General features: G+C 45.6%; 14 protein-coding genes and 1 tRNA gene. 6 read left to right on the forward strand and 9 right to left on the reverse strand.

From position 1 onward, the window contains the following. Positions 1–352: 352 nt before the first annotated feature. Positions 353–1,417: a photosystem II q(b) protein gene (gene psbA, locus AC3A14_RS04665; protein ID WP_318734212.1), complete on the reverse strand. Its 1,065-nt coding sequence runs from the start codon at positions 1,415–1,417 to the stop codon at positions 353–355. A 204-nt stretch (positions 1,418–1,621) separates the two neighbouring features. Here psbA and cofG point away from each other — a divergent pair, with 204 nt between their 5' ends. Together cofG and AC3A14_RS04675 are read left to right on the forward strand one after the other, a co-directional pair. After that, on the forward strand, positions 1,622–2,584 hold the full coding sequence (cofG, locus tag AC3A14_RS04670) for a 7,8-didemethyl-8-hydroxy-5-deazariboflavin synthase subunit CofG (RefSeq protein ID WP_318734214.1): 963 nt from the start codon (positions 1,622–1,624) through the stop codon (positions 2,582–2,584). A 46-nt stretch (positions 2,585–2,630) separates the two neighbouring features. Next, positions 2,631–2,702, forward strand: a tRNA-Cys gene (locus AC3A14_RS04675). Between the two features lie 138 nt (positions 2,703–2,840). On the opposite strand, the gene AC3A14_RS04680 is transcribed toward AC3A14_RS04675, so the two are convergent. The 4 genes from AC3A14_RS04680 to AC3A14_RS04695 form a co-directional block, all read right to left on the reverse strand. Continuing rightward, positions 2,841–5,531, reverse strand: coding sequence for a DEAD/DEAH box helicase (locus tag AC3A14_RS04680; RefSeq protein ID WP_318734216.1), 2,691 nt, complete (start codon positions 5,529–5,531; stop codon positions 2,841–2,843). 204 nt (positions 5,532–5,735) lie between these two features. Next, a complete protein-coding gene (locus AC3A14_RS04685) occupies positions 5,736–5,828 on the reverse strand; it encodes a photosystem II protein, Psb35-related (RefSeq protein ID WP_487778919.1) in 93 nt (30 codons plus the stop codon). Between the two features lie 101 nt (positions 5,829–5,929). Further along, a complete protein-coding gene (locus tag AC3A14_RS04690; protein ID WP_487778920.1) occupies positions 5,930–6,028 on the reverse strand; it encodes a photosystem II protein, Psb35-related in 99 nt (32 codons plus the stop codon). A gap of 87 nt (positions 6,029–6,115) precedes the next feature. Beyond that, a complete protein-coding gene (locus tag AC3A14_RS04695; RefSeq protein ID WP_487778921.1) occupies positions 6,116–6,214 on the reverse strand; it encodes a photosystem II protein, Psb35-related in 99 nt (32 codons plus the stop codon). 272 nt (positions 6,215–6,486) lie between these two features. Here AC3A14_RS04695 and trpB point away from each other — a divergent pair, with 272 nt between their 5' ends. Beyond that, positions 6,487–7,719, forward strand: coding sequence for a tryptophan synthase subunit beta (gene trpB, locus AC3A14_RS04700; RefSeq protein WP_318734218.1), 1,233 nt, complete (start codon positions 6,487–6,489; stop codon positions 7,717–7,719). A 313-nt stretch (positions 7,720–8,032) separates the two neighbouring features. Here trpB and AC3A14_RS04705 read toward each other — a convergent pair whose 3' ends face one another. From AC3A14_RS04705 to AC3A14_RS04715, 3 genes are all read right to left on the reverse strand, one after another. After that, positions 8,033–9,118, reverse strand: a complete 1,086-nt coding sequence (locus tag AC3A14_RS04705) for an ATP-binding protein (protein ID WP_318701699.1) — start codon at positions 9,116–9,118, stop codon at positions 8,033–8,035. A gap of 205 nt (positions 9,119–9,323) precedes the next feature. Then, positions 9,324–10,541: an alginate O-acetyltransferase AlgX-related protein gene (locus AC3A14_RS04710; protein WP_318734220.1), complete on the reverse strand. Its 1,218-nt coding sequence runs from the start codon at positions 10,539–10,541 to the stop codon at positions 9,324–9,326. After that, positions 10,522–11,664, reverse strand: coding sequence for an alginate O-acetyltransferase AlgX-related protein (locus AC3A14_RS04715; protein ID WP_318734221.1), 1,143 nt, complete (start codon positions 11,662–11,664; stop codon positions 10,522–10,524). Before AC3A14_RS04715 ends, AC3A14_RS04710 begins: the two co-directional genes overlap by 20 nt. A gap of 215 nt (positions 11,665–11,879) precedes the next feature. On the opposite strand from AC3A14_RS04715, the gene AC3A14_RS04720 reads away from it, so the two are divergent. The 3 genes from AC3A14_RS04720 to AC3A14_RS04730 all read left to right on the forward strand — a co-directional run bounded on the left by AC3A14_RS04720 (position 11,880) and on the right by AC3A14_RS04730 (position 14,582). Further along, positions 11,880–13,808: a carbamoyltransferase family protein gene (locus tag AC3A14_RS04720; protein ID WP_318734224.1), complete on the forward strand. Its 1,929-nt coding sequence runs from the start codon at positions 11,880–11,882 to the stop codon at positions 13,806–13,808. 184 nt (positions 13,809–13,992) lie between these two features. Continuing rightward, on the forward strand, positions 13,993–14,397 hold the full coding sequence (locus AC3A14_RS04725) for an SxtJ family membrane protein (RefSeq protein ID WP_318701691.1): 405 nt from the start codon (positions 13,993–13,995) through the stop codon (positions 14,395–14,397). 35 nt (positions 14,398–14,432) lie between these two features. After that, positions 14,433–14,582 carry a DUF5989 family protein gene (locus tag AC3A14_RS04730; RefSeq protein WP_271942356.1) on the forward strand — a complete coding sequence of 50 codons (150 nt, stop codon included), beginning with the start codon at positions 14,433–14,435 and terminating at the stop codon, positions 14,580–14,582. Between the two features lie 361 nt (positions 14,583–14,943). Here AC3A14_RS04730 and AC3A14_RS04735 read toward each other — a convergent pair whose 3' ends face one another. Further along, a complete protein-coding gene (locus AC3A14_RS04735; RefSeq protein WP_318734227.1) occupies positions 14,944–15,231 on the reverse strand; it encodes a hypothetical protein in 288 nt (95 codons plus the stop codon). Between the last annotated feature and the right edge of the window lie 12 nt (positions 15,232–15,243).

Consider the following 15,243-nt stretch of genomic DNA (forward strand, 5'->3'; position numbering starts at 1 on the left):
CTACATAGAGGCGGTTTTCGGTTGAGGTTACCCACTGACAAAACCGCTCCCAAGCGCTCGCGTTGGAGCTTTGTTGAAGAGTTGTGGTCATGTTTTTATGATGGCTATGTATTTTTCTAGGTTCTGTGGCGGTTTCCTGCCACTTACAACAAACATATTAACTTGTTTATTTAGTTTTGTAAAGGGGTTTTCACAAAAAATTTTAGGAAATTTATAATAAGTATTTCTTATCATCAACTTTGTCAGAGTCACAATATCTGGCCGGATGAAGTCTACAAGCACTCAAGAACAACAACAAGCACCCCATTACAGGGGTGCTTGGTACTTTTGATTGAAGCATAAGGCTTAAGAATTAGCCTTGGATAGTAGGAATGGCTTCAACACTGGCTAAATCTAAGGGGAAATTGTGAACGTTGCGTTCGTGCATGGCTTCAATACCCAAGTTAGCCCGGTTAATGACATCCGCCCAGGTATTGAGAACATGGCCGTCAGAATCCAATAAGGACTGGTTAAAGTTAAAACCATTCAAATTGAAAGCAAAACAGGCAACTCCCAGAGAAGCAAACCAGATACCCACTACAGGCCAAGCTCCCAAGAAGAAGTGCAAAGCACGGCTGTTATTGAAGGAAGCGTATTGGAAGATCAGACGACCAAAGTAGCCGTGAGCAGCGATGATATTATAGGTCTCCTGTTCTTGACCAAAAAGATAGCCTCGGTTTTGGCTTTCGGATTCAGTAGTTTCACGCACTAAAGAAGAGGTGACCAAGCTACCGTGCATAGCGGAGAACAATGCGCCACCAAAGATACCGATTACACCCATCATGTGCATCGGATGCATCAAGACATTATGTTCGGCTTGGAGAACGATCATAAAGTTGAAGGTGCCGGAGATTCCTAGAGGCAAACCGTCAGAGTAAGACCCTTGACCGATGGAATAGATCAACAGCACCGCAGTCGCAGCAGCTACGGGAGCGCTATAAGCAACTGCAATCCAAGGTCTCATACCAAGACGGTAGGAGAGTTCCCACTCCCGACCCATATAGCAAAAGATGCCGATGAGGAAGTGGAAGACAATTAACTGATAGGGACCGCCGTTATAGAGCCATTCGTCCATATTGGCTGCTTCCCAGATGGGATAGAAGTGCAAACCAATTGCGTTGGAAGTAGGAACCACTGCTGCAGTAATAATGTTGTTACCGTAGAGCAATGAACCGGAGACGGGTTCGCGGATTCCATCTATATCGACAGGAGGTGCTGCGATAAAAGCGATGATAAAGCAGAGGGTTGCAGTTAGGAGAGTGGGAATCATTAGAACACCGAACCAGCCTAGGTAGAGGCGGTTTTCGGTAGAAGTTACCCACTGACAAAACTGTTCCCAAGCGCTCGCATTAGATCTGGGTTGTAGGGTGGTCGTCATGATTTTATAATAGCTTATAGCTATCTAGATGTTCAAGCTATACAGCGATTAAATTTTCGCTTACCGTTTTATCTTAATATATCTATTTAGTAATGTAAAGGTGTCTTAAGGTTTTTTTTATGAGATATCTGGAATCCTTAGATAGATTAAACTTCGAGGTGGCCTATCTAGCCTGCCATATCGTCAATCCATCATCTTATAGCTATGTATCGAGAAGTAACGTATAGCCCTGCTTATACCCTCGTACCAACTTACGAATGTTTCAATCAATGCAGCTACTGTAACTTTCGAGTTAGTCCTGGTGACGATCCTTGGTTGAGCAGTATTCAGGCTCATGAGCGGTTGCAAGCCTTACAGGGTAAGGGAATTTGCGAGATCTTAATTCTCAGTGGCGAAGTCCATCCGGCTAGTTCTCGCCGCAGAGCTTGGTTAGAGAGAATTTATAGTGTGGCTGAGTTGGCGCTTTCCTATGGGTTTTTGCCCCATACTAATGTAGGGCCGTTAAGCTTTGAAGAGATGGCTTGCTTAAAAGAAGCGAATGTTTCCATGGGGTTGATGGTGGAGCAGGTGTCTGGACAGTTATTGGAAACGGTTCATGCTCGCGCACCGAGTAAGGAACCGGGATTAAGATTGGAACAGTTAAGATGGGCTGGAGAGCTGGGAATTCCGTTTACGACGGGGATTTTGGTGGGCATTGGGGAAACGGAAGCAGATAGAATAGGGAGTTTAGAGGCGATCGCCGAAATTCATCAGACCTACTCTCATATACAAGAGGCGATCCTTCAACCCTATAGTCCTGGACACCAACAAACCAGCACCTTACCTGGATTTGACTTAACCGGACTACCTCCCCTAGTTGCTCTGGCGCGTCGCATTCTGCCTTCAGAAATTACCCTACAAATTCCGCCCAATCTTGTCTATTATCCAGACCTATTATTATCTTGTTTAGAAGCAGGAGCAACCGATCTCGGAGGACTTGGCCCCAAAGATGAAGTGAATCCAGATTATCCCCATCCCTCTCCTGAAGATCTGCAACAATTCCTTCAGCCTTACGGATGGCATCTACAACCGCGCTTACCGGTATATCCCCAATTTGATTCCTGGTTATCCCCAAGGTTGAATAGCGCAGTTGGGCAGTGGCGAGAAAAAATTTCCGTTAGGGTCTAGTCAAAGTTTAATTGATTCTGTTATTCTAGAAAGAGTGGTCAAACACGGCGACATAGCCAAGCGGTAAGGCCGAGGTCTGCAAAACCTCTATCCCCCGGTTCGAATCCGGGTGTCGCCTTTTTAATTAAACATGAATCCGGGAAGTCATTGCGAAGGTCGCGCTAGCGGAATGAAGCGAAGGGTTGGGGCAGATTCACAAAGGTTGTTGGTAGGAATTGAAAGATATTGGTGAACCTGCCCCTACAATTATTAATTGTTAATTATTAACTGTTTCATTCACGGGGAAGCGGTTGAGCAATTTCATCGCCCAAATCGCATTATCTTTCAACGTATCGGAAACATGGGGAATATGGGGAATTTGAGATAATAAATCTAAGGTTCGTCGGAGCAAGCGCACAATATCCCCTTCATCTAAACTCGTCTGTTCACACAGTTCTGCCCAATCCTGTTCTTGGGCCCATTGTTCCACTAAAGCGATTAATTCATATTCTAACCAAATGGGCAGGGCTACATCATAACGCCGTTGTTGCTGGAAGAGTTGGCGACGCATTCCTTGGAGTTCCAACAGGCTCTCAATCACGGGTTGAGACGTATTATAGTTCACCCAACTATCTGGCCGGGGTGTTTCGGTTACGAGGGCAGCACAGGCGGCAGCTAAATGATGGGGTTCCAAGTGGGCAAAGGCTTCAGAGGTTAAGGCGATGCCGAGCCATAACTCATTTTCTCCCCGCAGGGTAGCCGCAGATTCACCGAGGGGCGTGGGAACGAGGTTAGGATTGAGAGCGTTAAAGGCTTGGAGAATGGCAATTAAATTGAGAAACTCTTCCCAATATCGAGATTTAAGACGCTGAAACTTGCTGAGGCGATCGCCAATTTCTGTTTCTAGTCTAGCAGCACGAGAAATCTGCTTGAGAACCCGACCCCGTTCCGGCCACTGATGTACTGGATGCTCCATTAACTTATTCGTGATTTCCTCAACTTGCAAGAGTTGATCGTCCACCTCTGGAGCGGCTAATGTGGGTTCTAACTGGGGAATCTGGTTCGCTGTGGCGGTCGTTTCCGCGCCACTACTGCGACATTCTCCTGGTTTTAAGCCTAACTCTGGGGGCAGTTCCCAACCATCCACGACCTTAAACCGGGGAATATCCCCATATAACCCCACCACATCTCCGTAGGTCGCCACCATCCAGCGATTATCTGCCCCCAAACAGACCAAATAGGGGGCTTGGCCGCTGCCGGGGACTTTTCTGACCAAAATGGCGGAAATGGCTTGAGGAACGGTAATATGCTTACCTTTCAAACTCAGCACGGTTCCCTGGACGGCAAAATCGATCGCCGCCGCTAAATCCTTAGTTCGTGCACGTTCCGCTTGGTTTTGCAAGGTTTTCAACAGTCGTTTGGCTTCCCGCAGTCGTTCTTGGAGTTTCTTATAACTGGCGGCCAATTCCTGGAGGGTTTCGAGGTTGCCATAGGAAGCCAGTTGGGAATGAATTTGCTTTTCTTCAGCTTGCAACGCGGCGATCGCCTGCTGCTGGGGAATTAAAGTTAAATTGGCCATATACTGACCAAAACTACGCTCGATCAGTTGTTTGGCTTCCTCCAAACTATGGGTTTGCAGCAGGTTCAGCACCATCCCATAACTCGGAGTAAACTGACTCACTAAGGGATCGGCTCCCGCTGTAGCTAAATACCCCGCTTCTTTTGCTCCCTCAAACCGGGTTTCCACCACTACTAAATGACCAATTTCATCCATTCCCCTACGTCCTGCGCGTCCTGCCATTTGCAGAAATTCACTGGGGTTGAGCAGACGGTGGCCCTGATCCGTGCGTTTGGATAAGCTGGAAATGATGGTGGTTCTGGCAGGCATATTAATCCCGGCCGCTAGAGTTTCTGTCGCAAATACAACCTTAATTAATCCCTGTTGAAACAGTTCTTCGACTAGGGATTTCCAAGCCGGTAATAACCCCGCATGGTGAGAGGCAACCCCTCGATAGAGGCATTCCACTTGGGATCGTCGAATGGCTTCAGGATGCTCGTGCAGCACTAGTTCTATATGGGCGGCTACTTGCCGTTTTTCTTCGGAGGAGAGCAGAGAGAGTCCCACTGTTTCAGCCACAGCGCGATCGCATCCTTTACGGGAGAAAATAAAGTAAATCGCCGGTAGCATATCCCGATCGCTGAGTTGGGAAACCACGGATAACAATCCAGGGACTTGATCCTTGGGTTTCACCTTAGGCGGTTTCTTTCCCCTAGCTTTGGGATTCAATAAGAGGCGGTTAATGCTGTTGCCTTTCTTATTCAGTAGGGGAAAAATGCCTTTCAGGTTGCAAAAGTTATATTGCAAGGGAACTGGACGGAAGTCCGAGTAAATTAGTTCTGTGGGGCCATGAACATCTGAGAGCCAGGCAGTGAGCTGGTCGCTGTTGGCTACTGTTGCGGAGAGGGCCACCAGTTGAATATGGGGAGGACAGTAAATAATAGACTCTTCCCAAACCGTTCCCCGTTGGCGATCGTTCATATAGTGGCATTCATCCAAAACCACCGCCTCTACCCCTTGGATCGATGTGCCAATTTGACCAATCGGTGTTCCGTAGAGCATATTACGAAACACTTCTGTTGTCATGATCACAACTGGTGCTTCCCGATTAAGGGATAAATCGCCAGTTACTAATCCAACATTTTCTGTGCCAAAGACTTGACTGAAATCACGCAATTTCTGATTCGAGAGCGCTTTCAGGGGAGTGGTATAGAATACTCTCCTCCCCCGTGACAAGGCGCGATAAATGGCGTATTCTCCAATTAAGGTTTTACCCGATCCCGTGGGAGCGCATACCACAACGGACTTATCAGCATTCAATGCAGCGATCGCCTGATGTTGGAAGTCATCAAGTTCAAATGAAAACAAGCGTTTCGGGTCAAGGTCAGTAGACGAAGGAGAACTATTCACCGTTCTAAATTCTGAGCATAAGCTAATTTGCTCTATTCTAGTGTATTCTGGCTAACGGCGTAGAGAAAGTCGGCGATCGCATCACGGAAGGACACGAGAACAGGGTGATACGAGAGTACGGAGATACTCCAGACGCAGGGAGTAACAATAGTTTTAGAGTGCGTTATTAACGCACCCTACTAAGTCTAGTCAGAGCGATTGACTTTATTTACCCATAAAGTAGGCTTTGCTTCCAATGATAGAAGCAGCTAACCAACCGGCAACAATAACGAGGCTAAGAAAAACGAAATCAACCATGAGGTTCTCCTGATGTGTTCAGATAAAAGACGTTGCAGTGAAAGACGAAGGCAAGGGACTCAACTGTTTTAGAACTTCCGTAGTATTCTCGGAGGTTCCTATTAGCTTTTATCACCCTGAAAGTAAGCTACACTTCCGATAACTGAAGCAGCTAACCAACCGGCAACAACGACAAGTGCAAGAATAACTAGGTCAACCATGATGTTCTCCTTATGTGATTGATTGCTTTCCAGTGAGAGATTGAGATAAACGCTGAGGCGTTTCAGTGGGATTATGGGAAGTGGTGATTAGTTTTGTTCACCTTGGAAATAAGCTGCGCTTCCGATCGCAGAAGCAGCTAACCAACCGGCAACAATAACGAGGCTAAGAAAAACGAAGTAAATCATGACTGTCTCCTAGTTTGTGAAGTTTTGTGTCCTGACTTGTTAATTAATGTAACAAGATATTGCAATAAATGTCAACATGATCTATATCACATTCAGGAGAATAGTAGGGTGAGGATAGAAGAGGAATATTCCTTTTTCATAGATTCATCTGCTATATTCTTTGCTTTCCTTTTTCAGGATCAAGAAGAGGCGATCGCCTCTTCCCCATATTGATGTGACGCTCACAGGTGCTTAGAATACGATTGTGTCCTATTCGTATCAGAAGAATCCCTGTGGCTACAACTCCAACCCATCCAGCTCAAACGATTGCCTCCGTCCCCGATCTCCTCGGCCGTTTTGGTCAGTTTGGCGGCAAATACGTCCCAGAAACCCTCATGCCTGCCCTAGCAGAACTAGAGCAAGCCTACGCTCATTATCGCCACAACCCTGAATTTCAAGCCGAACTCCAAGGCCTACTCCGTGATTATGTCGGTCGTCCCAGTCCCCTCTACTTCGCCGAAAGACTCACCCAACACTACCGTAAACCCGATGGTATTGGCCCCCAAATCTATCTCAAACGAGAAGACCTCAACCATACCGGCGCTCATAAAATCAATAATGCCCTGGCTCAAGTTCTCCTGGCCAAGCGCATGGGCAAACAGCGTATTATTGCCGAAACCGGAGCCGGACAACATGGGGTCGCTACCGCCACGGTTTGTGCCCGCTTTGGTCTGAGCTGTGTGATTTATATGGGCGTTCACGATATGGAGCGCCAAAAACTGAATGTCTTTCGGATGCGACTGCTGGGAGCTGAAGTGCGCCCCGTAGAAGCGGGAACTGGAACCCTGAAAGATGCTACCTCAGAAGCCATTCGCGACTGGGTAACGAATGTGGAAACAACTCACTACATCTTAGGTTCAGTTGCCGGGCCCCATCCTTACCCGATGATGGTGAGAGACTTTCATACCATTATTGGTGAAGAAACCCGCGCCCAAGCTTGGGAAAAATGGGGCGGACTACCCGATATTCTTTTAGCTTGTGTTGGTGGTGGATCGAATGCCATGGGACTCTTTTATGAGTTTGTTAAGGAAAGTTCTGTGCGCCTCATTGGTGTGGAAGCGGCCGGAGAAGGGGTGAATACGGATAAGCACGCGGCAACCCTCACCCAAGGCCAAGTAGGCGTATTACATGGAGCGATGAGCTATCTGTTGCAGGATGAAGATGGCCAGGTGATTGAAGCCCATTCGATTAGCGCGGGCTTAGATTATCCCGGAGTTGGCCCCGAACACAGCTATTTGAAGCAAACGGAACGGGCTGAGTACTATAGCGTGACGGATCGCGAGGCAGTCGCTGCCTTTGAGCGCTTATCGAAATTAGAGGGCATTATTCCTGCTTTAGAAACGTCTCATGCGATCGCCTATTTAGAAACCCTCTGTCCCCAACTCGAAGGCAATCCTCGCATTATTATCAACTGTTCCGGGCGGGGTGACAAAGACGTGCAAACCGTGGCTAAATACTTGGGTTAAGTCCGGGAATGGGGGAATGGGGAGATTACCTGTTCCCTAATTACCCATTACCAACGCAAAGCGCTTTTAAAATAAAAAAACGCCCCACAAGTGGGCGTCCATCAGGGTGCATCAAATTCAATATACCATACAAATGAGGGGTGAGACCCCTCACCTCAATATTCTTTCATCAGAATTTTTTATGGAAACGACCAGAACCATTGTTATAGCGAAAAGTGCTGCCCGTGAAATACAGTGTTGAATTCTGTCTTGTCATGTACCCTAACCCTATTCTCTATTCCCTAGCGCGAAGCGCTATATACGCTGAATTCAGTTAACGAGGGAGACGGATGGTAAAGGTTGTCCCTTGTTGCTCTTCGGATTCAAAGCTAATTTGGCCCTGGTGAGCATCAATAATGGATTTGGCGATCGCCGTTCCCAGTCCTGTTCCCCCCCGCTTGCCATGGGTTACAAAGGCCTCAAAGAAGTCTTCTTGAATCGCTTTCGGAATGCCTGGACCATTATCCCGAATCTGGATCGCCACCCATTCAGCCTGGCTTTTAGCCGTTACTTCGATGCAGCCACCTTTTCCTTCAAACGCTTCTACTGCATTAGTAATGATGTTTTGCAGAACCCGCAACAGCTTATTAAAATCAGCATAAATTTCCACCGGTTCAATCTGCACGACCCACTCCACTTGAGCAGAATGCAAGTAAATTCGATTGAGCTTTTCAAACTGTTTCAATAAGTCCGACAGTTGTATCGGTTGCCGATAGAGGGTGGCATGGCCCTTAGAAAACTCTAACACTTCTTCCGCCATTCCCAACATGCGGGTAATTTGTGCTTGAATCAGATCGCACCATTCTTGAGTTTCTTCATCAGAGTGCATCTCTTGGAGCATAGAACTTGAGAGCTGAATGCCATTAAAGGGACTTTTGAAGTCATGGATAATAGTATTCACCATTTCGCCCACCAACACCATTTTTTGTTTATGAACAATTTGATTCACATATTGGGTGGTTGTAATGCGAATATGGTGGATAATATGCCGGAAGAGGGCTAAAATAACTTCCCCTTTGCTATTTTGTAAAATATCCATCAGTTTATCTTGGGGAATTTTCGCTAAAATACTTCCTTCAGCGGCTGTTGCTCTGGCACTTCTCGGTTTCCCATCTAAGACACCAAATTCTCCAAAAAAATCATTTTCCTTAGCTAAGGCGATCGTTTGATATTTCTCGGTATCGATCATCTTGCTAAATTCAACTTGACCGGCTAACACCAGATAGAGTCCATCCGGAACTTCACCTTCTTCAAAAATCACAGTTGGTTGGTCAAACTCGATCGTATCCGCCAGATCGCATAATTGAGCGACTTGATCGGGTTCAAAATAACTAATAAAAGGATGGGATTCCAAGTTCATGGGCCATACTCACCTTGAATCTTAGATGGCAATGATTTTTGATGCAATCCTAATGGACTGATTTTATTTTACCGGACTCTAGAGCTGACCAAAATAAATAATTGTTACTGAAATATAGAACTGGTAATGGGTCATGGGTAATCACTAATGAGTTAAGAAGGGTAGATATACGCAGGAGTATTACCTGAAAGCAGAAACTTTTGTATTACCGAAGTTGGGCATCGACTTGAGGTTTTAAGGTGTTAAATAACAGATTAGCAGCTAATTGATTACCGGTTAAATTCCAGTGGGTATCCCGTAAAATATAGAGGACTTGTTCTTTGCCTGCTTCTTGAAAAGGCTCTAACATATCCAAATAATCAATATCATGGGCTTCGAGGGCTTCAATGACTACTTTTTGAGGCAGTTCCAAATCATAGTCTTGAGGATTGAGTTCATAGGCCGTAAAAATCTTACTCGCCAGAGTTGGGTCAATTTGGTATTCTGACGGATAAAGCGCCACCACAAAGGGAATATTTTTTTCTTTCAGCAGTTCTGCCATTTGCACGACTGCTTGCAGAGAATATTCAAACTGAGGGGTGAAATTTCCTGCTTGATAGGCGGGTAAGTTATTTATTTCCAGCTTCCAGCGTTCAATGTCTAAAAAAGTTTCTTCTGAATAGATGGGGGCTGGTTCAGGGCTAGGATTAGGAGCGGGAGTATCTTGGGCGATAGCTCCCTCAATCAGTTCAAATTTTCCTTGATTTTCCTGTTGAGCTTGTTGCAGTTTCAGTTGTTCCTGAAAAATTCGATAGCGTTGCTGTAAAAACATCTTAACTCTAGATTGTCCAATGAGAGGATATCCCAAGATCTTCAATTCTTTAGTGCGATCGATATCGATAAACGTATCGTTAAGAACAATCCGTTTTTGATTGACTGGCGTATGTAAATCATTGCCAACAAAAAAGCCCAAAACTACGAGATCGGGATTAAACTTTAAACCATATTTTTGTAGCATTCCCAAATACATGGGCGGATCGGCCATGGGAAACCCCACATTAATCACCTCAACTTTGGGCGCTCCATAATAGTCTTCAAACTGTTGCTCTAAGAGTGCCGTATAGTTGCCATCTAGATTGCCTGCCCAGCTATAGGAATCTCCAACGACTACAATACGGTAGGTTCCCGGTGCTTTCTCTAGGGGATAATCGCGATCGTTAAATCCATATTCATTCGTCCCAGGAGTCTCAGGATTGACTCGAAATCCGAGATCCGCATCATACTGGAAAAAACCCTTAAATAGATAAGGTTCCATCACGATCATAAATAGTTCTGCGGCTAACCAGGGAACCCCTATCCACAGAAATCCTAAAAATGCCCAATTAACTACTCTACGAAAATTGAGTTTCTGCCACCCTTTCATATTATTTGGTTTTAACATCATCCAATAAATTCTGATATAAGATCTCTGATGCTAATTGATTCCCTGCTAGATTCCAATGGGTATCTCTGAGTAAATATAAGGTTTGGGTTTGACCCACTTGACGGAATTGATCGAGCATATCAATATAAGAAATTCCCTCTCGATCGAGAAACTCAATGAGCAACTTTTGCATCAGATTTAGATCGTAGTCTTCCCGGTTGAGTTGATACATTTCAAAAAGTTGATCGGCTAAGGCTTGACTAACTTGAAACTCATCGGGATAAATCGCTACCTTAAATTCAATTTGGCGCTCTGCCAAAAGTTGCTTCATTTGGGTAATACTGTCAAACAAGTATTTAATTCTATCATCGTATTTACCTTCTGTGTGCGCTCTAAGATTACAAAACTCTAATCTGGCTCGCTGAATTTTTAAGAAAGTTTCCTCGGTAAATGTACCTTGTTCCTCTTGTGGAGTCGGGTTTGCCCATGCCGGTTGTTCAATTTGAGCAGTTTCTTGAAAAACCTTATATTTTTGCTCAATAAACATCCATAGGCGAGACTTAAAAATAATTGGATATCCTAATATCTGAATTTCGTTTCGTTTATCAATATCAATTTGAGTATCATTGACCACAATACGTTTGCGGTAGGGGTCAGCATCAATAAAATCATTACCCACAAAGACCCCCAAAACGACTAAGTCTGGCTGATATTGCAAACCGAATTTTTGCAGCATAATTAACTGCTCCCCAGCATGGGTCATGGGATAGCCTGCATTAATAACTTCCACAGGAGGTAAATCTGGGGTTTGAGCAAACTGATTTTCGAGTAGGGTCGTATAGTTACCCTCTAATCCCCCTGCCCAGTTGAACGAGTCGCCAACGATCATCATTCTTACGGTTCCGGGAACTCGCTCGAGAGGATAGTCTTGGTCGTTAAACCCGAAACGGTTTGAGCCTAATGTATCGGGTCTGACTCGAAAGCCCATATCGGGATCGTACTGGTAGAAACCCCTGAAAAGAAAGGGATCGAGCAGGATCATGGCCATCTCAACGATAATCCAAGGGATACCAATCCAGCAGATCAACAGAAGGGCAACTTGAGAGACTTTATTGACTTTGAGGGATTTTGTCGGTTTAATCATTAAGAAAGTTTACAATATGAACGCACCTGAAGATTATGCCAAGCGATCGCAATCATGAAGGTCGTCCAAGAGAAAAGTAAACTTATGCTCTGCTTTCCTGAACCAATATAGCGATCGCAGTGCCTATTAGAGTAAACCCTAAGTTACAATCTCTATTCATGATCCCAAAAAAAATCCAAAATTGGCTTAAATTAACTGGCGTGGGGGTGAACTAAATGAAGATCCTAGGAATTTCAGCGTTTTATCATGATAGCGCGGCGGCGATTGTCTGCGATGGTGAAATCGTAGCCGCAGCGCAGGAAGAGCGGTTTTCGCGCAAGAAACACGACCCGCGTTTTCCGAAACATGCGATCGCCTATTGCCTGGAAATGGCCCAAACCACGATCTCTGACCTAGATCATATCGTCTTCTACGACAAACCCCTACTCAAATTTGAGCGTCTCCTAGAAACTTACCTGGCCTATGCCCCCAAAGGCTTTCGGTCATTCTTGGCAGCCATGCCCGTCTGGTTAAAAGAAAAGCTCTATCTGAAAACGGTATTAAGAACAGAACTCTCAGAAATCGGACAGTGCAAGAAAACTGAGCTTCCCCAACTGATGTTCACCGAGCATCACCAATCCCATGCCGCCTCCGCCTTCTTCCCCAGTCCATTTGAGAGAGCTGCTGTTCTCTGTCTGGATGGGGTAGGTGAATGGGCAACAACTACCGCTTGGCTCGGAGAAGGCAACCAACTGATTCCCCAATGGCAAATTGACTTTCCCCACTCCTTGGGCTTGCTCTATTCTGCCTTTACCTACTACACCGGCTTCAAAGTCAACTCTGGGGAATACAAACTCATGGGACTTGCGCCCTATGGCGAACCCAAATATATTGACACCATCCTCAGCAACCTGATTGATGTCAAAGACGATGGTACATTCCGGTTGAACATGGACTACTTCAACTATGCCACCGGTCTGACAATGACCAATAGCAAGTTTGATGACCTATTTGGCGGTCCTCCCCGGAAACCCGAAACCCCCATCAGTCAGCGAGAAATGGACATCGCCAGCTCCATCCAGTGGGTGACTGAAGATGTGGTCATCCGTCTGGCGAATACAGTGAAAAAAGAACTCCAGGTGGAAAACCTCTGTTTAGCCGGTGGAGTTGCCCTCAACTGCGTCGCCAATGGTCGAATTCTACGCGAATGTGGCTTTAAGGAAGTCTGGGTACAACCAGCGGCTGGCGACGCGGGTGGAGCATTAGGCGCTGCCCTATCTGCTTGGTATGAATACCACAGTATGCCGCGTACCGTGAAACCGGTGATTTCTCCGGTAATGTTCAGCAGTGCCAAAGAAACTGCCACAGCAACCGTGGGAACCTTAACCCCAGAAAAAATTGCTGCTCCCGTACAAGACCAAATGCGTGGGTCTTATTTGGGGCCGAAGTTCTCTGATGCTGAAATTCTGGACTATTTGGACTTAGTGAAAGCTTCCTATGTTCTCCTAGATGATGCTCAACTCATGCCCCGGTTAGCTGAAATTTTGGCTACTGACAATGTGGTGGGATGGTTCCAAGGTCCGATGGAGTTTGGCCCCCGCGCATTGGGTGGACGCTCGATTATTGGTGACCCCAGGTCGCCGAAAATGCAGTCGGTGATGAATCTGAAAATTAAGTATCGAGAGTCTTTCCGTCCCTTTGCCCCTTCAGTTTTGGCCGAGCGCGTGTCTGATTTCTTCGAGCAATATAGCCCTAGTCCCTATATGCTGATGGTGGCTCCTGTTAAGGAATCTTTGCGTATTCCGATGACCGAGGAGCAAAAGCAACTGTTTGGAATTGAAAAACTCAATATTCCGCGATCTGAAATTCCTGCCATTACCCACGTGGACTATTCGGCGCGTATCCAAACGGTTCACAAGGAAACGAACCCCCGCTATCACAGTTTAATTAGTCATTTTGATAAACTGACCGGGTGCGGTCTGATTGTGAATACGTCCTTTAATGTGCGCGGTGAACCGATTGTTTGTACTCCGGAAGATGCTTATCGCTGCTTCATGCGTACCGAAATGGATTATCTGGTTCTGGAAAATTTCTTGTTAGCTAAGACTGACCAACCCGCTTGGGAAAAAGATGAGTCTTGGAAGACAGAGTTTGAATTAGATTAGGTCTTGATTCCCCCAACCCCCCAGAGCTGTTTCATTCTCCTCTGAAAAATGGGGAGATGGGGGGATGGGAGGATGGGGGGATAGGGCGTTTTAATCATAATAAATCATCAGATTAAAAGTGATAAAACGTTCAGTCCCTAAGAAAAGTAACTACGAATAGGACGAATACAATCGTTAATCTGTTATGTATCCAATCAAAAAACTCAATACAAAAGAACTCCGCCAATTTGGTCTCCTGTTTGGGGTAATGGTGGGTTTAGTTTTTGGGATTATCTGGCCATTGATCCTCGGTCATAGCAGTGCCCTGTGGCCCTGGATTGTGCTGGGTATTTTCTGGGCTTGGGCATTAGTTGCGCCGAAAACTCTCGACCCGTTTTATCAAGGTTTTGCCCGCTTTGGTTTGATGATGGGTTGGATTAATACCCGCTTGATTTTAGGGATTATTTTTTATGGGATGATCGTGCCGATGGGGTTTCTGAGAAAACAGTTTGGAGGCGACCCCATGCGTCGAGAATGGCGTAAACCGGTGGAGACGTATCGAATTCCTTCCCATCCCAGAACAGCGAAGAGTTTGGAATATCCATTTTAGTCAATTGTTAACTGAAATCCATTGGAGTGTCATATATGGAATTTTTTGAAGATCTTTGGGCTTTTTTAGGAGAGCGTAAAAAGTATTGGCTGTTGCCGTTAATTATTAGTTTGGTAATGGTTGGTGCTTTGATTATCCTCAGTCAAGCGTCTGTGATTGCACCGTTTATTTATACATTGTTCTAGGGAGATTAGAGTAACCTTATCTGGTAGAGGCGAAGATTTTTTCGCCCCTACCACCAGTTTTTATTTGTTATATCCAGGGAAGAGTTCTGCATTAGAGACTCTATCTTTTCAGTTATGGCAGTTAATAGCCAGCGATCGCACGAAACCTGATTTTTTTGAGCCAAACATTGAATTTCCAGAAATAATTCGTCTGGTAAGTTTAGGCGAGAACTATAGCTCTGATCCCCAACACCCTCTCCCGTGCTAATCCTGTAGGGTTTTCGTACGGGAGAGGGGACTAAATCTGTCTCTCATCTATTAGAGAAAGGCTATATTCATGGGCTAACTTTCTCCTCTGATTGTAGATCAGATGAACGTATGATTAGCGTTTCGTAGTCGGGAGACCATAACGGTTGTCATAGTCATGATCGTCGTCATGGTCATGATCGTCGTCATCGTCGTCATCGTCGTCATCGTCGTCATCGTCATGATCGTCATCATAATGATCGACCCCATGCTCTTTGGCTTCGTAGGATGGATATGTAATGGAAATTTCGGACTCTTGGAGAGGCTCTTCCTGAGCAGGGAAAAGTGCTGATAGTGCGATACCATCAAGACTGAGTAGGAGAGAAATGATAACGGCGATCGCCAGAATCCCTTGATTGATCATTGGATTTACGAT

The organism is Roseofilum sp. (assembly GCF_982964205.1).